Source organism: Phenylobacterium sp. (genome assembly GCF_046290725.1).
In the GTDB taxonomy this organism is placed as follows: Bacteria; Pseudomonadota; Alphaproteobacteria; order Caulobacterales; family Caulobacteraceae; genus Phenylobacterium.
The window spans coordinates 87,964-106,170 of record NZ_JBKBUH010000002.1 but is presented as its reverse complement, the minus strand read 5'-3'; the positions used below and the strand labels follow the sequence as shown (position 1 = coordinate 106,170).

The following is an 18,207-nucleotide window of genomic DNA, read 5'->3' as shown; positions in this document are numbered from 1 at the left end:
AGGGCGAGCAACATCAAACACCTCACGGTTGAGGATCATCTAGCCGGAGAACCACCGCCTGCGCCAGCCGTTGCAGCGCTTGCGCAGCAGCGTCGCAGCACGCCACTAAAGACCCGATGCCCCGAATCCTCACCTATAACGTCCATCGCTGCGTCGGCTCCGACCGGCGGCTGGACGTGGGCCGGGTGGCTGAGGTGATCGCCAAGTTCGAGCCCGACATCGTCGCCCTGCAGGAGCTGGATGTCGGCCGCGCGCGGACCGGCGGGGTGGACCAGGCTCACGAGATCGCCCAGCGGCTGAAGATGGCCTTCCACTTCCATCCGGCCCTGCGGGTGGAGGAGGAGCTCTATGGCGACGCCATCCTCACCGCCCTGCCCGAGCGGCTGATCCAGCGGGCGCCCCTGCCCGGCCATCCGGCCATTCCGCAACTGGAGCCGCGCGGCGCGCTGTGGGTGGCCGTGGAGATCGACGGTCGCGAGGTCCACATCATCAACACCCATCTCGGCCTGGTGCCGCGCGAACAGCAGATCCAGGCCGCCCACCTGGCGGGGCCAAGCTGGCTTCAGCACCCGCTTCGGACAGGCCCGACCATCCTGCTGGGCGACTTCAACGCCACGGGAACCTCGGTCGTCTATCGCACCCTGACGGCCAGGCTGGCGGCCGCCCGCAACCTGGCGCCCGCGCGGGGGGCGACCTCCACCTTCCCGTCGGCCCTGCCGGTGCTGCGGATCGACCACATCTTCGTCAGCCCTGAAATCGGGGTGGGGCACGTCTTCGCCCCCTATGAGCCCCTCACCCGGGCGGCGTCGGACCACCTGCCGCTGGTCATGGACTTCAGCCTGAACGACTGAGCCGGGGCGCCTCGCGAAGGGCCGCATAGAGTCGCTCGCGGCGGCGCAAGGGACGCCAGGAATCCTCGACGTCGGCCGGGTCGCCGATGTGATAGGCGGCGATGAATTCGCCGAGCGCGCTCTGCTTCATGGGCCTGATCTCCACCAGCCGCCCATCTGCGTTCAGGCTTTCGATGGCGTCGATCAGGCTGCCGCGCTCGGCCCAGGCCTTGGCCACTGTCTCGCCGGTGGCGCCCACGAAATGCCCGATCAGGCGGTTGCGGAAGGCTGCGATCGCCAGACGATGGTCATCGCTCTGCGCCTCCACCGCCACCTCCGCCTCGGTGTCGAAACCGCCGGACCGGTTGTTGAGGTTGGAGGACCCGACGCGGGCGAGCGCGTCGTCGATCACCGTCACCTTCGAATGGACGATGATGGTCTTGCCCCCCGGGGTGACGGGATGCCAGGCCCGGAACCGGCCGAAGACGTCGGCGGCCTTCAGCCGCCAGAGCATGTTGGCCCGAGCCCGGTCCATGGTGGCCTGGTCGAACCAGCTGGGCGAACGGCCGGTGGAGATGAGCACCACCTCGGGCCCCTCCGGCTCGGCCAGGCGCCGGGCCAGGGCCTCGGCGACGGCCGGCGAGGTGAAGTACTGGTTCTCCAGATAGATGGCGGTCTTGGCGGCCGCGATCGACGCCAGGTCCAGCCTGCGGATCTCGCTGACCGGACGCGCGCCCTTCCAGGCCGGCGCCGTGCGCTGGATCGAGACCGGCGGGCCCGTCAGGTGCGCGGGGATGTGCGGCGGCCAGGGATCGTCGAGCCCCCCATCGTGAGCGGGCGGCGCGATCGTTTCGCCGGTCGCATGTCGCCAGCGCTCGCGCGCCATTTCGCCGAGGCTCCGGGCCGCCTCGCCGTCGACCATGATCATCACCTCGTGGCGCGGGTCGTGGCACGACTGGCGCGGCATGATGCGGCGAAGGTCCTCGTCCAGATGGGCCGCAGTGTCCCAGCGGTCGACGCCGATGTCGCCGCCGCCGCAGAAGGCGAGTTCGTCGTCGATCACCAGCACCTTCTGGTGATGGCAGGCGCCGAACGGCACGGAATCATCCAGGCGGAACCTCACGCCCGTACCGCGGAACCAACGCCGCGCCCTATGGGGGAAGAACTCCTGCACAGCAGCCACCGGCAGGGCCGACTTCCAGATCAGCAGGCGGATGTCGATCTCGGGCCGGGCCTGGGCGATCTGCACGAGGATGCGGCCCACCTCGTCGGGATCGTTGGGCCCGTCATGGCCGTCGGGGAACAGCCTGGCCCGGGGATCGAAGCCCCAGCCCAGCAGGATGATCGACTTCCGGGCCCGGTGCAGGGCTTCGTAGACGGCGGTGAAATAGGCTTCGGTATCGATCAGGAAGGCGGCCCGCTCGGCCCGCACGCGACGCCAGCAGGTCTCACCGGGCTGCAATACGCTCATGACCGGAGGAAAACCCTGTTGCACCCCTGCGCCCCACCCATGCCGAAGGAAAGCGCACGGTCAAGCCTGGGTTCCGCGCCGGCTCCACACAAAAAAACGCGCCCGCGGGAGCAGGCGCGCAAGTTGCGTCGACAAAAAGCTCGGCCGGGGGACCGTCAGCCCTTGTAGACCTGGCAGGGACCGTTCAGTTCGGCGGTCAGGCGCGCCCGGCGCTGTTCGTTGGTGGACTTGGCTTCGCGCTTGGCCTTGTCGAACTCGACCTTGCCCCGATCCTGGACCATCACCGAGCGGGTGCGGCCCTCGGCCTTGAGGAAGGCGTCCATGGCCTCGACATCCACCTGGGCGAGCTGGCCCTCGGCCAGGCCGCGACAGCGGTTGGCCCGCAGATATTCCACGTCGCTGACCGCGGCGAGGGCGGATCCGCCGACTGCGGCGAAACCGGCGGCGGCGAAGGCGATGGTGATCATGCGCATGGCGTTACTCCCTTGAAATCCGACGCTGGGAGCGTGCCGGCAAGACTTGATCGCTTCAAATGAATTTCTGGAAAGATTCAGTATTCGAACATGAATTATAAGTCATGATACATCAATGTTACTTCATGAACATGAAACTCTTGTAATGTCCTCAGCTGCAGGTGAAGCTTGGGCATGGATCTTTCGCTGAAGCTCGACGCGGCCTCCGTGAGCGCCCTCCTTAGGCGCGCCTTTCCCGAGGCGTCGGAAACGCTGTTCCCCCAGGTGGTGGAGGCCGAGCCCGGGCGGGTGCGCCTGACCCAACCCTATCATACGGGCATGCTGCGGCCCGGCGGCCTGATCTCCGGCCCCACCCAGATGAGCCTGGCCGACACCGCCGCCTACGCCCTGGTGCTGAGCCATCTGGGCGAGGAGCTGATGGCGGTGACCAGCTCGCTGGTGATGAACTTCCTGCGCGGCGCCAGGCCCGGGGAGCTCAACGCCGAGGCCGCCCTGCTGCGGCTGGGGCGGCGCAGCGCGGTCTGCGACGTGCGGATCTGGACGGAATCGCCGCAGCGGCTGGCGGCGCAGGCCACGGTCACCTACGCTCTGCCGCGTGGTTGAGACGAACGCCCCGATGAACGATCAGACCGCGCGCCCGCCCGCGCCGATCAAGACCCCCTGCATCAAGGTCTGTGTGGTGGACGGCGAAAGCGGCCTCTGCCTCGGCTGCTACCGCAAGCTTTCCGAGGTCGCCGGCTGGGCGAAGCTCGCCGAGGCCGAGCGCGAGGCGATCATGGCCGAACTGCCCGGTCGCCGCAGCCTTATCCGCCCCGAGAAGCTGGGCATGCTGCGCTAAAAAATTTGGCGCTGCAGCAGAACTGCAGCGCCAGTTTGCTGGAGAGAAATGCTTATGCGAACTGCGGGCTGCTTCGGCGCAGGCGCGGGGCCCTCGCCGCGTGCTCGCCGCCGATTGTCACCACCGCCAGCCCGGCATTGATCAGCGCCATCGTAAAGTGCGCGCCCATGTCCCCCTTGAGGCCCATGGCGCGGATCTCCTCCACGCTACGCCCCGCCGCCAAGGCGTCCATCAGCGGTCCGTAGTTGGGAATGTTCACCCCAAGCCACGGGGTGAAATGGGCGACCACGAACGCGATCGAGAGGGTGAAGGCCGCCCATGCGCCGATCATGCGAGACGCAGGGATCAGCAGAAGCACGATGATCAGGGCGGCTAGACCGCCGATCACCCAGCGGGCCCCGGGCTCCAGCCAGCCGAGACCGGTCAGCGCTTCCGCCCACCCGAAGATCGGGTGCACCTCAAGACCCATGAATTTGGGCCAGACCCACAAGGCGCCCATCGAAAGCGCCAGCAAGACAGCGCCCGAGGCGCTCCACATGCGGTCAAGGCTGCTCATGGCGCGGCCTCCTGCACGATCTGGGTCTGACGATCGCGGAGCGCCGCGATCTGACGCTGGATTTCGCCCTTACGACGCCAGAGCGCCCGCAACTGATCCTTGTCAGCCGCTCTCGAGCGGCTTTGCTCGCGAATTTGCTCGTCGAGCCAAGCCTGACGACGACGGAGCATATAGATTTCAAGATGCACGTTCGGCTCCTCCCTTTCTGGGCGGCGTCGATCTCCGCGCCAAACGCGGTGGACGCCGCAAGCGTCCCGACATCGCGACCACGTGGTCGCCAGAGGGGCCCGGTCCGCAGAATTAATTTAGGCCGCAGCGCACCGCCGCAAAGACCCGCAAAGATGAATTGGCGAAATGCGCGAAATGCCGTTCGCCAATCTTGGGGCCTTCATGACAACGCCTGATCTCTCCATTTGAAGAATTCATCAGGAACGGACTTGAACCTCACAGAGTCGCCGCCAAGTCTGGAAACGCCGGTTCGGGCCCCTCTGGCGACCACGTGGTCGCGATGTCGAACCGCGTCGCACGCCGACGCGCCGACGAAGGAGCCAAGGCGTGCGCCCGAACAGGAGCGCTGAATTGCCCCGGACCATTCACCTTCACCTAACGAGCGTCGGCGCAGGCTCGACGCCAGACGTCATTCAACGCGCAGTGGCTTTCGCAAAGGCCGTCGGCGCGGGCCTCGACGTGACGATCGCCGGCGTTGCGTTCGCCCAGTTGCGCCAGCGCTCCAGGGCGGAGGCTATCGGGCTTGGCGTCGAGCTTCTTGAAGCCGATCCCTCCCGACGCGCGGCAGATCTTGCATCCCAGGTTCGCAGCGTTTGCGACAGCATGAGCGTCGCCGCTCAGATCGAAACCTATTGGCTGGAGCCTGAGTCGCCCGATCGGTATGCGTCGGCGGTCGCCCGCTGCAGCGATTTCACCATGCTGGGCCTCGCCGCCGACGACGATTGCGGCCGGCGGAGCGCGGAGGACCTGCTGACCGCGAGCGGCAGACCTGTCCTCGCCTGGCCCGCTCAACGCCCGTCCCGAGTCAGTCTGGACCGGGTCTTCGTCGCCTGGGATCAGAGCGCGGCGGCCGCGCGGGCTGTCTTTGGCGCCTTGCCGCTTCTGAAGCGGGCGGGCGAAGTCTCGGTGGTCGCGGTCGAAACGGACGAGGGGCCCTGCGTGAGCAATCCGGCGGGACGGCTCTGCGCCTACCTGGCCGGCCACAATATTCCCGCCCGTCCGCGGACTTTGCTCGCCGAAGGCCGCGGGGTCGGCGGAGTCCTGGCGGACGCCGCGCTGGAGTGGGGAGCGACGCTTGTCGTCATGGGGGCCTATGGTCGGCCGCGCGCCCGTGAGCTGCTGCTCGGCCGCACCACCCGCCGGATGCTCTCCGATCCCCGCCTGCCCCTGCTGCTCGCGCACTGAGCCCCTAGTCGCCTGACAAGCTTGGCGGGCGGAAGTATCATTAGCCACCGAAATGGCCGAGACCAGAATGAGCAGGTTCATAAATCTGGAGCTTGATCTTCTGCGCGCGTTCTTGACCGTCGCCGAGGCGCGGAGCTTCACGCGCGCGGGCGAACGTCTCGGCCGCACCCAGTCGGCGATCAGCCTCCAGATCCGCCGTCTGGAAGAGCGCCTCGAACGGCAACTGCTGATCCGCGATCCCCGTCACGTGGGTTTGACGGCGGAAGGGGAGGCCTTTCTGCCGCAGGCTCGCAGGCTGCTGAGGCTGAACGACGAGATTGTGGGCGGCATCTTCGAGGCCGACATCGAGGGCGAAGTCAGGCTCGGCGCGCCCGAAGACTTCGCCACCGTTCACCTGCCAGCGATCCTGGGGGCGTTCGCCCAAAGCCACCCAAAAGTCGCCCTCTCGGTCACCTGCGACCTCACCCTGCACCTTCTTGACAACCTTCGAACCGGCGCGCTCGATCTGGCCCTGGTGAAGCGGGAGCCGCTGGGTCCGGACCTCGGGCTCCGCGTATGGCGCGAGCCCCTGGTATGGGTGGCTGGGGACAGCGGGATCGTTGCGGACCAATCGGTCGCGCCGCTGGTCGTCGCGCCCAACCCCTGTGTCTATAGAAAACGGGCGATCAACGCACTGGAAGCCCAGGGAATCCCCTGGCGGATCGCCTATACGAGCCCGTCGCTCGCCGGGCAGCACGCGGCGCTGCGCGCCGGGCTCGGCGTCACTGTCTTGCCGAGCGACATGGCTCCACCCGATCTTCTGCGCCTCGGCCCGGAGAGCGGCCTTCCGGATCTGGCCGATACGGAGATCGCCTTGATGAGGGCGCCCGCCGCAGTACCGCGAGCCGCCGAAAAGCTCGCCGAGTACATTCGCGCGGCGCTGGATCGTCGGCACGCTTCATCGCTGGAGACGATATTGGATCCTCATCGTTCGCATCAGCCGAACTCATAGGGAACCCGCTGGCGCGGCACGATCATCACCACCACCTTAGTCTTGCAGGACAGACTGACGACAGGCTGACCTGCCAGCGGCGCGCGCCGGAGGTTCGCCCCCAACCCCCAGTCGCCCCTGGCGCGCGCCGCACCTCTCCCGCCCGCGGCGCCATGGGTTCGTTAGGGGTTCGGCAAGCTTCGATTCACGGCTTGCAAACCGCCCGGTCTTAGTCTCCCGCCTCGAAAACGGCCGGGCAACGGCCGAAGGTGAGGTGTCTCGTCATGTTTCGATTGGCGATGCTGGCGGTGTTGGGCGCGGTGTCGGCGGTGGGCGCCGCCCAGGCCCTGGCCGCTTTCGAGCCCGGCCGGCGCGAGCCGGAGCTGCGGGCGGCCGTCCTGGCCGAGCCGGCGCCCGCCATGGGCTCTGCGGCCTCCATCGCCAAGGCCGCGGACGGCCACTATTGGGCGGAGGCCGAGGTCAACGGCTCCCGCGTGCGCTTCCTGGTCGATACCGGCGCCAGCGCCGTGGCCCTGACCCAGGCCGACGCCCGCCGGCTGGGCTTCGAGCCCGACCGACTGTCCTATGACTACAAGGTGACTACGGCCTCCGGGCCGGCGCGCGCTGCGGCGGTCAAGCTGGGCCGGGTCTCGGTGGCGGGCGCTTCGCTCTCCGACGTCGACGCCCTGGTGATCGAGCGGGGCCTGGACACCTCGCTGCTCGGCATGACCTATCTAGGCCGCCTCTCCCGCTTCGAGGCCACGCAGACGGCGCTCATCCTGCGCCCTTAGGATCTCAGCCAGAGCCGCGTCGATCACCTCGAGGCCCGCGCCCGGCTTGACGCCTTCCACCGTCAGGATCCGCCGCCAGGCCCGCGCGCCTGGCGCGCCGTGGAACAGCCCCAGCATGTGCCGGGTCATGGCCGCCAGGTGCGTACCCCTTGCGAGTTCGGCGGCGATGTAGGGGCGGTAAAGCTCCACCGCCTCGACCGGCCCCACGGCCTCGCCCTCGCCGAAGATCAGGGGGTCGACCTCCCCCAGCAGGGCCGGCGTGTGATAGGCCGCCCGTCCCAGCATGACGCCGTCCACATGCGCCAGGTGTTCCTGCGCCGCCGCCAGGGACGAGATTCCGCCGTTGATGACGATGGTGAGATCCGGGCGCTCGCGCTTCAGCCGCCAGACCAGCGGATAGTCGAGCGGCGGCACGTCCCGGTTCTCCTTGGGCGACAAGCCCTTCAGCCAGGCCTTGCGGGCATGGACCACGAAGGTGGTCACCCCTGCCTTGGCGCAGAGGTCCACCAAGGTGAAGAGGCTCGCCTCCGGGTCCTGATCGTCGACGCCGATGCGGCACTTCACCGTCACCGGGACCTTCACCGCCGCGCCCATGGCGGCCATGCACTCCGCCACCAGCTCCGGCTCGCGCATCAGGCAGGCGCCGAAACGGCCGCTCTGCACCCGGTCCGACGGGCAACCGACATTGAGGTTGATCTCGTCGTAGCCGTAGTCTTCGCCGATCCGCGCCGCGGCCGCGAGGTCGGTCGGCTCCGATCCGCCCAGTTGCAGGGCCACCGGATGCTGCCCGGGATCATAGGCCAGCAGCCGCTCCCGGTCGCCGTGCAGCACCGCCCCTGTGGTCAACATCTCCGTATAGAGCAGCGCCCGCGCCGAAAGGGTCCGGTGCAGGCTGCGGCAATGCCGATCCGTCCAGTCCATCATCGGAGCGACGGAGAGCTTATGGGAGGGTTGGGATGTCACGCCTTGCCTGTTCGTCGGTCGAGGCGGGTATGTAGGCGAACATCCGTCCGGGCGCGAGCCCGCCGCTCTACGCCTTCAGGCCCGCGCGGTGCGCATTGCTGCGAGTTGGACCGGCGGCTCGGGGGCGCCGGCGGCCTTGAGGGCGGCGAAGGCGTCGTTGGCGGCTTCGACCGCCCGGGCGATATCGGCCTCGGTCATGGCGGCGCAAATGAACATGTTGTGCCAGGGGTGGAGATAGATTCCCCGCTTCAGCATCTCGACGCACCAGGCGTAGCCCTTGGCGAGCGCCGGATCGTCCTCGAACAGGATCAGCGGCAGCTCGGCGGGACCGGTCTGGCGCAGGCCGAAGCCGTGGCGAGCGGCCGCCTCGTCGAAGCCCTGGCGCAGCAGGCCGCCCAGGCGCTGGGTGCGTTCCAGATAGTCGGTCTCGCGCACGAGGGAGAGCGTTTCCAGGGCTGCGGCCATGGGGGCGGCCGAGAACCAGTAGGAGCCGGTCACGTAGATGCCGGCCGCCGCCTCCCGCGCGGCCTCGGCGCCCAGCAGGGCCGAGAGCGGATGGCCGTTGGCGATGGCCTTGCCCCAGGTGGAGAGATCGGGCTTCACCCCCACCAGCGACCAGGAACAGTCTCGCGCCAGGCGCAGGCCGGCGCGGACGTCGTCCACCACCAGGAGGGCGCCTTGGGCGTCGCAGAGCTCGCGGGCGCGGCGGGCGTATTCCGGGGTCGGCGCCATCTGGTCGACGAAGGCGTCGTGCTTGATCGGGGCGGCGAAGATGGCGGCCAGGTCGTCGCCGGCGGCGCGCACCGCCGCCTCCAGGCTCTCCACGTCGTTGTACTCGCAGAAGATCTGGTTGGCCCGGTCCTCCGGCGTCACGCCCGCCTTGACCGGCGTGCACCAGGGCGCGGCGCCGTGATAGGCGCCCTTGGCCAGCACCACCGTCTTGCGGCCCGTATGCTTGCGGGCGATCATCAAAGCCATGGTGGTGGCGTCGGTGCCGTTCTTGCAGAACATGGCCCAGTCGGCGTGGCTCACCAGTTCCACCATGGCCTCGGCCAGGCGCACCATCACCCCGGCAGGGCCGGTCATGGTGTCGCCCTCCTGCATCTGGGCGACATAGGCCCGGTCGATCGCCTCGTGGCCATAGCCGAACAGGTTGGGACCATAGCCGCACATGAAGTCGAGATAGCGGTTGTCGTCGGCGTCCCAGAGATAGGCGCCTCGCGCCCGCGAGAAGAACTGCGGATAGCCGTCCGGCAGCATCCGCACCGACTGGTGGCCGTACATCCCGCCGGGGATCACCCGCTCGGCCCGCGCCCGCAGCGCCCGATCCATGCTGTTGGTCCCGGTCATGGCCTGGTCTCCGGCGCTGCGAATAATGATAGTTTTAACTAACATAAGGAGCCCCGACCTATCAAGCGGAGCGGCCAGATCACGGCGTCACAACCACGTTTGAAACGTTTGTTTATTTCGAGCTTGAGCCGACGGCTTCAATCCCGATTATGCAGGAAGCCTCTGGACGCGATCCGGAGCAAGTCTTTCGGGAGGAACTGCACGTCATGACCGCCAGCCGGGAAATCCACCTCGTCCGCCGCCCCGAGGGCATGCCGGTCCCCGAAGACTTCGCCCTGGTGGAGACGCAGGTTGCCGAACTTGGCGAAGGCGAGGTCCTGGTCCGCAACCTGCTGATGTCGGTCGATCCGTACATGCGACCCAGGCTTTCGGGTGCCCAGCCGCTGAATGCGGCGATGGAAGGCGGCGCGCTGGGGCGCATCGAGAAGTCGCGCAACCCGGCCTTCAAAGAGGGAAGCCTGGTGACCAGCCGCCAGGGCTTCCGCGAACTCTTCGTCTCCGACGGCAAGGGGCTGACGCCGCTCTCCCCCGACCCGGCCCTGCCGCTCAGCGTCTATATGCACGTGCTGGGCATGACGGGGTTCACCGCCTACGGCGGCCTCCTGCACATCGGCCAGCTGAAGGACGGCGAGCAGGTCTTCGTCTCCACCGCCGCCGGCGCGGTCGGCTCGATCGCGGCCCAGATCGCCAAGATCAAGGGCTGCTATGTCGTCGGCTCCACCGGCTCCGACGACAAGGTCCGATGGCTGACCGAGGAGGCTGGCCTCGACGTCGCCCTCAACTACAAGAACGAGCCGATCCGCAAGGCGCTGAAGGCGGCCGCCCCCAAGGGGATCGACGTCTATTTCGACAATGTCGGCGGCGATCACCTCGACGCCGCGCTCTCGGTGATGAACACGCTTGGCCGCATCGCCGTCTGCGGCATGATCAGCGGCTATAACGAGGCCGGCTCGCGCACGCCGGTCTACAATCTCTCCAACATCATCTACGGCCGGATCAATGTCCGCGGCTTCGTGGGCGCGGATTTCCCGCACCTCTACGAGCCGTTCCGCGCCGAAATGGCCGAATGGCTGAAGGCCGGCAGGATCAAGTACCAGGAGACCATCTACCAAGGCATCGACCAGGCGCCGGCGGCGATGATCGGACTGCTGAAGGGGGCCAACACCGGCAAGATGCTGGTCGCGCTGGCCGACTGACCTAAGGCGGCCCGGCAGATGACCTTCCAGCGCCTGCTGATCGCCAACCGCGGCGAGGTGGCGATCCGTATCGCCCGCGCCGCGGCGGAGACCGGCCTCGCTCCGGTGATGCTCTACGCCCAGGACGACGCGGCTTCGCTTCACGTGAAGGCGGCCGAGGAGGCCGCCGCCCTGGCCGGTGCAGCCGCGGCCGCCTATCTCGACATCGCCGCAGTGGTCGCCGCGGCGAAGAAGGCGGGGTGCGATGCGATCCATCCCGGCTACGGCTTTCTGTCCGAGAGCGCGGCCTTCGCGCGCGCCTGCGCCCAAGCGGGCCTCGCCTTCGTCGGGCCGTCTCCGGAGGCGCTGGAGCTGTTCGGCGACAAGGCCCGCGCCCGCGACCTGGCGCGAAGCCTCTCCGTCCCGACCCTGGCCGGAACCGGCGCCGGGGCCTCGAAGGCCGAGCTGACCGCCTTCTTCCACGATTTGCCGCCCGGCGGGGCCATGATCCTGAAGGCCGTGGCCGGCGGCGGCGGGCGGGGGATGCGGATCATCCGCTCGCTGGACGAGCTCGACGCCGCCCACGCCAGCGCCGCGCGCGAGGCCCAAGCGGCCTTCGGCGACGGCGCGCTCTATGCCGAGCGGCTGATCGAGCAGGCGCGCCACGTGGAGGTGCAGGTCGCCGGCGACGGCCGCCGAGCTGTGGTGCTGGGCGACCGCGACTGCAGTCTGCAGCGCCGCCACCAGAAGATCGTCGAGATCGCCCCCGCCCCGGCCCTGGACGAGGCTCTGCGCGAACGCCTGCACGACTGCGCGCGCCGCATGGCCGAGGCGGTGGGCTATCGCAGCATCGGCACCTTCGAGTTCCTGGTCGACCTGGAGGGCGGCGACTTCACCTTCATCGAGGCCAATGCGCGGCTGCAGGTGGAGCATACAATCACCGAGGAAGTGACCGGCCTCGACCTCGTCCAGCTGCAGTTCGCCCTGGCGCAGGGCCAGACCCTGGACGAGCTCGCCCTGACCGCGCCGCCGACCCCGTCCGGCTTCGCGGTGCAGGCCCGCGTCAATCTGGAGACCCTGGCGGCGGACGGAACCCCCCTGCCCTCAGGGGGGCGGATCGACGCCTATGAGCCCCCCAGCGGGCCAGGCGTGCGGGTCGACGGCTATGGCTATGCCGGCTACGTCACCAGCCCGAACTACGACACCCTGATCGCCAAGGTCGTCGCCCGGGCGCCGACCCTGGACCAGGCCACGAGGCGCGCCGAGCGGGCGCTGGCCGAGTTCCGCATCGAGGGCGTCGAGACCAACATCCCCCTGTTGCGCGCGCTCCTGCGCCAGCCCGAGACGATCCACGGCGAGGCGACGACGCGTTTCATCGAGGCCCGGGCCGGAGCGCTGTTGGCGCAGGCTGAGTCCCTGCCCGCGAGGCGCCTGGAGAGCGGAGAGGCCGCCGCGGCCGTCGCGACCGAGACCGTCGAGGGGGCGGAAGCCGTGTGCGCCGGCCTCCAGGCCACCGTGGCCGCCCTGGAAGTGGCCGAGGGCGACCTCGTCCGGCCCGGCCAGACCGTGGCGATCCTCGAAGCCATGAAGATGGAGCACGTCGTCCAGGCGTCCGTCGGCGGCCGGGTGGTGAAGGTCTCCGCCGAGCCGGGCGAGGTGGTCGGCAAGGGCCAGCCCCTGGTCTTCGTGACGCCGGAGGCGGTCGACGTCACAGAGGGCGCGGACGAAACCGCCGTCGATCTCGACCATATGCGGCCCGACCTGGCCGAGGCCTACGAACGCTGGCGGATCACCTCGGACGCGGCGCGCCCCGACGCCGTGGCCCGGCGGCGCAAGACGCAGAGCCGCACCGCCCGCGAGAACATCGAGGATCTGGTCGATCCCGGCACCTTCCTGGAATACGGCGCCTTCGCGCTCGCCGCCCAGCGCCGCCGGCGCAGCGAGGAGGAACTGCTGAAGATGAGTCCGGCCGACGGGCTGGTCTGCGGCGTGGGCCAGGTGAACGGCGCCCTCTTCGGCGCCGAGTCCGCCCGCTGCGCGGCGCTCGCCTATGACTACACGGTCTTCGCCGGCACCCAGGGGGCGATGAACCACAAGAAGACCGACCGCATGCTGCAGGTGGTCCATGAGGAGAAGCTGCCGCTGGTCTTCTTCGCCGAGGGCGGCGGCGGCCGGCCCGGCGACACCGAGGGCGGCGGGGCGGCGCTGAGCGTGCCCACCTTCACCGAGTACGCGCGGCTGGCGGGGCTCGTGCCGAAGATCTCGGTGGTCAACGGCTTCTGCTTCGCGGGCAACGCCTCCATCGCCGGGATGAGCGAGATCCTGATCGCCACCGAGCGCACCAACATCGGCATGGCCGGGCCGGCGATGATCGAGGGCGGCGGCCTGGGCGTTTTTCATCCCACGCAGATCGGGCCTGTCGCGGAGCAGGCGGCGCTCGGCGTGGTCGACGTGATGGCCAGGGACGAGGCCGACGCCACCCGGCTGGCCAAGCAGGCGCTCTCCTATTTCCAGGGCCGGCTTTCGGACTGGAGCGCCGACGACCAGCGGACCTTGCGCCAAGCCGTGCCGGAGAACCGGCTGCGGGTCTACGACGTGCGGCCGATCATCGAGACCCTGTTCGACGCCGGCAGCTTCCTGGAGCTTCGGGCCCAGTTCGCGCCGGGCCTGATCGCCGGGCTGGCGCGGCTGGAGGGCCGCCCCGTCGGCGTGCTGGCCAACGATCCGAAGCACCTGGGCGGGGCCGTGGACTGCGATGGCGCCGACAAGGCCAGCCGCATGTTCCAGCTCTGCGACGCCTTCGGCCTGCCGATCGTCACCCTGCTCGACACCCCCGGCTTCATGGTCGGCCCGGAGAGCGAGCGCCAGGCGGCGGTGCGCAAGACCAGCCGGATGTTCATCAACGGCGCCAACCTGCGGGTTCCGATGTTCGGCGTGGTGCTGCGCAAGGCCTATGGCCTGGGCGCCATGGCCATGGTCGGCGGCAGCCTGGACGATCCGATGTTCACCGTCGCCTGGCCCACGGGCGAGTTCGGCGGCATGGGGCTGGAGGGCGCGGTGCGCTTGGCCTATCGCAAAGAACTGGAGGCCGAGACCGATCCGGCTCGCCAGAAGGCGTTGTTCAACGAACTGGTCGGAAAGATGTACGCCCAGGGCAAGGCGATCCAGCAGGCGGCCATGCTGCAGGTGGATGCGGTGATCGACCCCGCCCACACCCGCCAGTGGCTGGCGCAGGGCCTCGCTGCGGCTGGCGCCCGTAGGGATCGGGGCCGGCGCATCGTCGACGCCTGGTAAGGCGACCGATCAGGTCAGTGGACCGACTCCAGGCGGGCGCAAGCTTCCTGTAGCGTGCGGATGGCGTCGTCCACCTCGTCGCGTTGACGCTCCAGAGCTTCGATCCGGCGGCGGAAGGCGGCCAGAGCCACGGCGTTCTGGGCGGCATCGCCGTCTTCGCGGCTGTGCAGGTCCAGGATCTGGCGGATCTGGGCCAGGGACAGTCCCACTCGCCGGCCGCGCAGGATCAATTGCAGCCGCGCTCGATCTCGCCCCGAATAGAGGCGTTGCTGGTTGCGCCGCTCCGGCGCCAGCAGTCCCTGTTCCTCGTAATAGCGCAGCGCCCGCGCGGTCACGCCGAACTCGCGGCACAGCTGGCCGATGGTGAGCGCGCTCCATGGGCGCCGCAGGCCTTGCACGTTCATTGTTCTTCCTCCCTTACCCGCAGTGTGCGCCTTGGCGGCGCATCTTCAAAGCCCAAGGACCAGCCGAGCCATGATGTCGCGCTGAATCTCGTTGGAGCCGCCATAGATGGTCGCCGCCCGATCGTTCAGATAGCGCGGCGCGGCGGTTAGCGCCCATTCCGGCCCCACTGGATCGAGGTTGGATCCGGCGGCTCGCGCGCCGGGCTGGTCCGGCGCGGCATAGGTTCCGGCGGCCTCCAGCATCAGTTCGTCGATCATCTGCAAGGCCTCGGCGCCTTGGGTCTTGAGCATGGACGAGGCGGGTCCAGGATTGCGGCCTGCGCTGAGCGAGGCGAGGATCCGCAGCTCCGAGGCCTCGATGGCCTGCACCGCCACCTCCGCCGCGCCGAGGCTCCGGCGGAAGCCCGGCTCCGTGAGCAGCCCCGATGCGCCCGCCGCCGCGCGCACACGCTGCAGCATCGCCTGCAGCCCCGGCGCCGAACCGCCGCCGCGCTCGAATTCCAACAGGTACTTTGCGACGGTCCAGCCCTGGTTCTCCTCTCCGACCCGGCCCGAAACTGGCGTGCGGACGTTCTCGAAGAAAACTTCGTTCACCTCGTGCTCGCCCGCCAAGGTGACGATCGGCCGCACGCGTATGCCGGGCGCGTCCATGTCCAGCAGCAGGAAGGTGATGCCGGCCTGCGGCTTGCCTTCGCGCGAGGTGCGGACCAGGCAGAACATCCGGTTGGCCCAGTGGGCATGGGTGGTCCAGATCTTCGAACCGTTCAGCACATAGTGGTCGCCGTCGCGCTCGGCCCGCAGTTGCAGCGAGGCCAGGTCCGAGCCCGCCCCCGGCTCCGAATAGCCCTGGCACCAATAGTCCTCGCCGGAGAGGATGCGGGGTAGGTAGTGCGCTTTCTGATCGGCCGTGCCGTAGCCCATGATCACTGGGCCGACCATCTTCAGGCCCATGGGCGCAAGGCTCGGGGCCCCGGCCCGCGCGCATTCGGCGGCGAAGATGTGACGCTGCATCTCGCTCCAGCCGGGACCACCGTATTCGACCGGCCAGCTGGGCGCGACCCAGCCGCGCGCGTGAAGGATGCGCTGCCATTCCAGACTGTGACGCTTATCGGAAAAGACGCTGGTGGCCCGCCGCCCCGCCTCCCGCAGTTCAGGAGTCAGGGCGGCGGCGAGGAAGTCGCGGACTTCGTCGCGGAAGGCCAGTTCCTCAGGCGTAAGGTCGAGGTTCACTCAGATCGTCTCAGAAGCGCGCTCGAAGCGTCAGGCCGTAGGTTCTGGGCGGGGCCAGGAAGGTGGCGAAGGTGCCGGTCTGCAGGGGCTGGTCGACGATCACCTGGTGATAGTCCTCGTCGGTCAGGTTTTGCGCCCAGAGCTCGGCCGACCAGCGCTCATCCGCCGCGCCGAGCGCCAGCCGGGCGTTCACCAGGGTGAGCGGCTCTTGCGACTTCAGCGGGTCGAGGTTCGACCCCGTATTGTATTCCGAGGTGTACTTGGCCGACAGGCTGGCGCGGAATTCCAGCGTTTCGGCCACCGGCCGCTCGTAGCTGGCCGTACCTGCGACCGACCACAGCGGCGCATAGGAGAGGCGGCTGTGCGGCAGGCGCGCCGAGATTCCCGCCGGCGGGGTGAAGTCGCCGAACTGCGTCTCCGCATAGGTGGCGCCGCCGGAAAAACTCAGCCCGTCCAGCGGCGTGCGCCACATGACATCCATATCGACCCCGCGAGAGATCACCTCGGGGATCGAGGCCACCAGCCATGAGATGCCGGTATAGGTGTTGAGCTGGAAGTTCTCGTAGGTCTGGTGGAAGATCGTGGCGTTCGCCAGCAGGCGATAGTCTGGCGTGTTGGTCTTCACCCCCAGCTCGTAGCTGACCACCGTTTCGGCCGGAAAGCTGGTGTCGGGATTGATCTGACCGATGGCGAAGCGCGCGCGATCCAGGTTGAAGCCGCCGCTCTTGAAGCCCTCCGCATAGGAGGCGTAGGCCATGACCCCCTCGTTGAAGCGATAGCTGGCCTTCAGGGTCCCGCTCCAGCGGTTCTCGCCGCGCGTCTGGTTGGTGACCACATTGTCGAAGGCGGGATCGGAGTGCGGCGCGCAGATCGGTGTGCGCGCAGCCGCGGGGATGGGCCGGACGATGGCCGCCGCGCACGCGGCCGCCGGAACCGAGTTGCGGTAGTGGCTGCGCACCGTCTTCTCGTCGTCGGTGTAGCGTAGGCCAAGCGTCAGCTCGAAGGCGTCGGTCACCTTCCAGCTGTTGTTGGTGAAGATCGCCCAGCCATTGGACTTGTGGTCGTAGGCGTCGCGCGGCCCCTGCCCCGCCGGGAAATTGGTCCCGAATGGGAGGCCGGTCAGCGCCGAAACCGCGGCCGGATTGGTCCCGCCGGAGAGCAGCAGACCGAAATAGGGCTCGTAGGCCGTCCCGAAGGTCGTGGCCGTCGCCGCCTTCAGGTCTTCGTCGGAATAGAAGACGCCGATCAGCCAGTTCAGGCTCTCGGTGGCCCCGGCGAGGCGGACCTCCTGGGAGAAAGCCTTGATCTGGTTGAAGCTGGAGCCGTCCGCTGGGCGGTACCAGATGTCGGCGCTTGAAAAGTCGATGTCCGAGCCGTTCTCCGCCCGCCACTCACGGAATGCGGTGATGGAGGTCAGCGACACGTCGGGGTTGATGTCCCAGTCCACCTGGGCTGAAACGCCCTTGTCCGTGATCTTCGAACCCATATCGCGGTTGGCGTAAGTGACGCGCGAGAACGGATCGGCGGGGCGCAGCAGCCCTTCGTCGGCGGCGAGCGCGTCGATGATCGCCGCTGTCGGCCCCGGCAGGGTGACGAAGTTGACGCAGCAGTGCTCGTCGCGGTCGGAATAGTCGGCCAGCACCTTCACGCGGAAGGCGGCGGCGGGCTCGATCAGCAGCTGGCCCCTGACCGTGTAATAGTTCTGGTCGGTGTCGTCGGTGCGCGTGCGTGGCCCGGCGCCGGTGCGCACGCTGGCGAAGCCGTCCCGCTCGCGCTTTGCGGCGTAGAGGCGTCCGGCCATGACGTCACCCGCGATCGGGCCGGTGACGCTGACGGCCACGCCCCGGGCGCCGTGGTCGCCGAAGGTCAGCTCCCCGTCGGCGCCGAAGGTGAAGGAAGGCTCGCGGGTCAGCACGTTGATGACGCCCGCAGAGGTGTTCTTGCCGAACAGCGTGCCCTGCGGCCCCTTGAGAATCTCGACCCGCTCCAGCTCGCCCAGATCGCCGAAGGCCACGCCGCTGCGCGCGCGATAGACCCCGTCGACCACGGTGCCGACGGAGGACTCGAGGCCAGGATTGTCGCCGATGGTTCCCACACCCCGGATCCGGGCGGAGGTCTGAGCCTCGCTGGTGGAGGAGGTGACGCTGAGGCCAGGCGCCAGAACCTGCAGGTCCTTGATGTCGCGCACGCCGGCGTCCTGAAGCTGGCGCTGCGGAAGAGTCGTGACGACCACCGGCACGTCCTGCAGGTTCTGCTCGCGCTTTTGGGCGGTGACCACCAGCTCGGCCACCGTGGCGTCGGTCTGGGCTACGGCCGGAACAGCCATGCCCAAGGCCAGGGCCAGGCCCGAGGCCATCGTCGTCGGATACTTCATAGGTCCCTCCCGTCGCCGTCTGTCGCGGCTGAGGCGGGATGGTTGCGAAACGCCTCGGCGAGCGACAAGCTAGCG

General features: G+C 68.6%; 17 protein-coding genes. 8 read left to right on the top strand and 9 right to left on the bottom strand.

The genetic code is table 11. The features are described 5' to 3' along the window. The first annotated feature begins 116 nt into the window (after positions 1 to 116). Positions 117 to 851, top strand: coding sequence for an endonuclease/exonuclease/phosphatase family protein (locus ACK41C_RS11680; RefSeq protein WP_409654294.1), 735 nt, complete (start codon positions 117 to 119; stop codon positions 849 to 851). Here ACK41C_RS11680 and ACK41C_RS11675 read toward each other — a convergent pair. Next, positions 835 to 2,301 carry a phospholipase D-like domain-containing protein gene (locus ACK41C_RS11675; RefSeq protein ID WP_409654291.1) on the bottom strand — a complete coding sequence of 489 codons (1,467 nt, stop codon included), beginning with the start codon at positions 2,299 to 2,301 and terminating at the stop codon, positions 835 to 837. The genes ACK41C_RS11680 and ACK41C_RS11675 overlap by 17 nt on opposite strands. Positions 2,302 to 2,456: 155 nt before the next feature. Continuing rightward, complete coding sequence (locus ACK41C_RS11670) at positions 2,457 to 2,774, bottom strand: hypothetical protein (protein WP_409654288.1); 318 nt, start codon at positions 2,772 to 2,774, stop codon at positions 2,457 to 2,459. A gap of 174 nt (positions 2,775 to 2,948) precedes the next feature. On the opposite strand from ACK41C_RS11670, the gene ACK41C_RS11665 reads away from it, so the two are divergent. Together ACK41C_RS11665 and ACK41C_RS11660 are read left to right on the top strand one after the other, a co-directional pair. After that, entirely contained in the window at positions 2,949 to 3,377 is a 429-nt protein-coding gene (locus ACK41C_RS11665; RefSeq protein ID WP_409654285.1) for a PaaI family thioesterase, read from the top strand. A 13-nt stretch (positions 3,378 to 3,390) separates the two neighbouring features. Beyond that, complete coding sequence (locus ACK41C_RS11660; RefSeq protein WP_409654282.1) at positions 3,391 to 3,612, top strand: DUF1289 domain-containing protein; 222 nt, start codon at positions 3,391 to 3,393, stop codon at positions 3,610 to 3,612. 52 nt (positions 3,613 to 3,664) lie between these two features. Here ACK41C_RS11660 and ACK41C_RS11655 read toward each other — a convergent pair whose 3' ends face one another. Both ACK41C_RS11655 and ACK41C_RS11650 read right to left on the bottom strand, forming a co-directional pair. Further along, complete coding sequence (locus ACK41C_RS11655) at positions 3,665 to 4,168, bottom strand: hypothetical protein (RefSeq protein ID WP_409654279.1); 504 nt, start codon at positions 4,166 to 4,168, stop codon at positions 3,665 to 3,667. After that, positions 4,165 to 4,356 (bottom strand): hypothetical protein, encoded by a 192-nt coding sequence (locus tag ACK41C_RS11650; protein WP_409654277.1) that lies wholly within the window; start codon positions 4,354 to 4,356, stop codon positions 4,165 to 4,167. Before ACK41C_RS11650 ends, ACK41C_RS11655 begins: the two co-directional genes overlap by 4 nt. 643 nt (positions 4,357 to 4,999) lie before the next feature. Between ACK41C_RS11650 and ACK41C_RS11645 the strand changes: the two genes are divergently transcribed. The 3 genes from ACK41C_RS11645 to ACK41C_RS11635 all read left to right on the top strand — a co-directional run bounded on the left by ACK41C_RS11645 (position 5,000) and on the right by ACK41C_RS11635 (position 7,342). Next, positions 5,000 to 5,581 (top strand): universal stress protein, encoded by a 582-nt coding sequence (locus ACK41C_RS11645; protein WP_409654274.1) that lies wholly within the window; start codon positions 5,000 to 5,002, stop codon positions 5,579 to 5,581. 67 nt (positions 5,582 to 5,648) lie between these two features. Continuing rightward, entirely contained in the window at positions 5,649 to 6,572 is a 924-nt protein-coding gene (locus ACK41C_RS11640; RefSeq protein ID WP_409654271.1) for a LysR substrate-binding domain-containing protein, read from the top strand. Positions 6,573 to 6,835: 263 nt separating this feature from the next. Continuing rightward, positions 6,836 to 7,342, top strand: a complete 507-nt coding sequence (locus ACK41C_RS11635; RefSeq protein ID WP_409654268.1) for a TIGR02281 family clan AA aspartic protease — start codon at positions 6,836 to 6,838, stop codon at positions 7,340 to 7,342. Here the strand turns inward: ACK41C_RS11635 and dusA are convergent. Beyond that, entirely contained in the window at positions 7,286 to 8,305 is a 1,020-nt protein-coding gene (gene dusA / locus ACK41C_RS11630; RefSeq protein WP_409654265.1) for a tRNA dihydrouridine(20/20a) synthase DusA, read from the bottom strand. The two genes, ACK41C_RS11635 and dusA, sit on opposite strands and share 57 nt — an antisense overlap. Before the next feature lie 75 nt (positions 8,306 to 8,380). Continuing rightward, a complete protein-coding gene (locus ACK41C_RS11625; protein ID WP_409654262.1) occupies positions 8,381 to 9,655 on the bottom strand; it encodes an aminotransferase class III-fold pyridoxal phosphate-dependent enzyme in 1,275 nt (424 codons plus the stop codon). Positions 9,656 to 9,861: 206 nt separating this feature from the next. Here ACK41C_RS11625 and ACK41C_RS11620 point away from each other — a divergent pair, with 206 nt between their 5' ends. Both ACK41C_RS11620 and ACK41C_RS11615 read left to right on the top strand, forming a co-directional pair. Beyond that, the gene (locus ACK41C_RS11620) at positions 9,862 to 10,851 is read left to right on the top strand and encodes an NADP-dependent oxidoreductase (protein ID WP_409654260.1); all 990 of its coding nucleotides are present in this window, start codon (positions 9,862 to 9,864) and stop codon (positions 10,849 to 10,851) included. 18 nt (positions 10,852 to 10,869) lie between these two features. Beyond that, positions 10,870 to 14,124 (top strand): carboxyl transferase domain-containing protein, encoded by a 3,255-nt coding sequence (locus tag ACK41C_RS11615; protein ID WP_409654257.1) that lies wholly within the window; start codon positions 10,870 to 10,872, stop codon positions 14,122 to 14,124. 14 nt (positions 14,125 to 14,138) lie between these two features. Here ACK41C_RS11615 and ACK41C_RS11610 read toward each other — a convergent pair whose 3' ends face one another. The 3 genes from ACK41C_RS11610 to ACK41C_RS11600 are packed head-to-tail and all read right to left on the bottom strand — an operon-like array spanning position 14,139 to position 18,132. Then, positions 14,139 to 14,528, bottom strand: a complete 390-nt coding sequence (locus ACK41C_RS11610) for a MerR family transcriptional regulator (RefSeq protein WP_409654254.1) — start codon at positions 14,526 to 14,528, stop codon at positions 14,139 to 14,141. Between the two features lie 45 nt (positions 14,529 to 14,573). Then, positions 14,574 to 15,758, bottom strand: coding sequence for an acyl-CoA dehydrogenase family protein (locus tag ACK41C_RS11605; RefSeq protein WP_409654251.1), 1,185 nt, complete (start codon positions 15,756 to 15,758; stop codon positions 14,574 to 14,576). Between the two features lie 10 nt (positions 15,759 to 15,768). Further along, entirely contained in the window at positions 15,769 to 18,132 is a 2,364-nt protein-coding gene (locus tag ACK41C_RS11600; RefSeq protein WP_409654248.1) for a TonB-dependent receptor, read from the bottom strand. Positions 18,133 to 18,207: the final 75 nt, after the last annotated feature.

Bases quoted from the DNA above. Each gene is read 5' to 3' on its own strand.
- ACK41C_RS11680 (WP_409654294.1), top strand. From the start codon at position 117: ATGCCCCGAATCCTCACCTATAACGTCCATCGCTGCGTCGGCTCCGAC.
- ACK41C_RS11675 (WP_409654291.1), bottom strand. From the start codon at position 2,301: ATGAGCGTATTGCAGCCCGGTGAGACCTGCTGGCGTCGCGTGCGGGCC.
- ACK41C_RS11670 (WP_409654288.1), bottom strand. From the start codon at position 2,774: ATGCGCATGATCACCATCGCCTTCGCCGCCGCCGGTTTCGCCGCAGTC.
- ACK41C_RS11665 (WP_409654285.1), top strand. From the start codon at position 2,949: ATGGATCTTTCGCTGAAGCTCGACGCGGCCTCCGTGAGCGCCCTCCTT.
- ACK41C_RS11660 (WP_409654282.1), top strand. From the start codon at position 3,391: ATGAACGATCAGACCGCGCGCCCGCCCGCGCCGATCAAGACCCCCTGC.
- ACK41C_RS11655 (WP_409654279.1), bottom strand. From the start codon at position 4,168: ATGAGCAGCCTTGACCGCATGTGGAGCGCCTCGGGCGCTGTCTTGCTG.
- ACK41C_RS11645 (WP_409654274.1), top strand. From the start codon at position 5,000: ATGAGCGTCGCCGCTCAGATCGAAACCTATTGGCTGGAGCCTGAGTCG.
- ACK41C_RS11640 (WP_409654271.1), top strand. From the start codon at position 5,649: ATGAGCAGGTTCATAAATCTGGAGCTTGATCTTCTGCGCGCGTTCTTG.
- ACK41C_RS11635 (WP_409654268.1), top strand. From the start codon at position 6,836: ATGTTTCGATTGGCGATGCTGGCGGTGTTGGGCGCGGTGTCGGCGGTG.
- ACK41C_RS11625 (WP_409654262.1), bottom strand. From the start codon at position 9,655: ATGACCGGGACCAACAGCATGGATCGGGCGCTGCGGGCGCGGGCCGAG.
- ACK41C_RS11620 (WP_409654260.1), top strand. From the start codon at position 9,862: ATGACCGCCAGCCGGGAAATCCACCTCGTCCGCCGCCCCGAGGGCATG.
- ACK41C_RS11615 (WP_409654257.1), top strand. From the start codon at position 10,870: ATGACCTTCCAGCGCCTGCTGATCGCCAACCGCGGCGAGGTGGCGATC.
- ACK41C_RS11610 (WP_409654254.1), bottom strand. From the start codon at position 14,528: ATGAACGTGCAAGGCCTGCGGCGCCCATGGAGCGCGCTCACCATCGGC.
- ACK41C_RS11600 (WP_409654248.1), bottom strand. From the start codon at position 18,132: ATGAAGTATCCGACGACGATGGCCTCGGGCCTGGCCCTGGCCTTGGGC.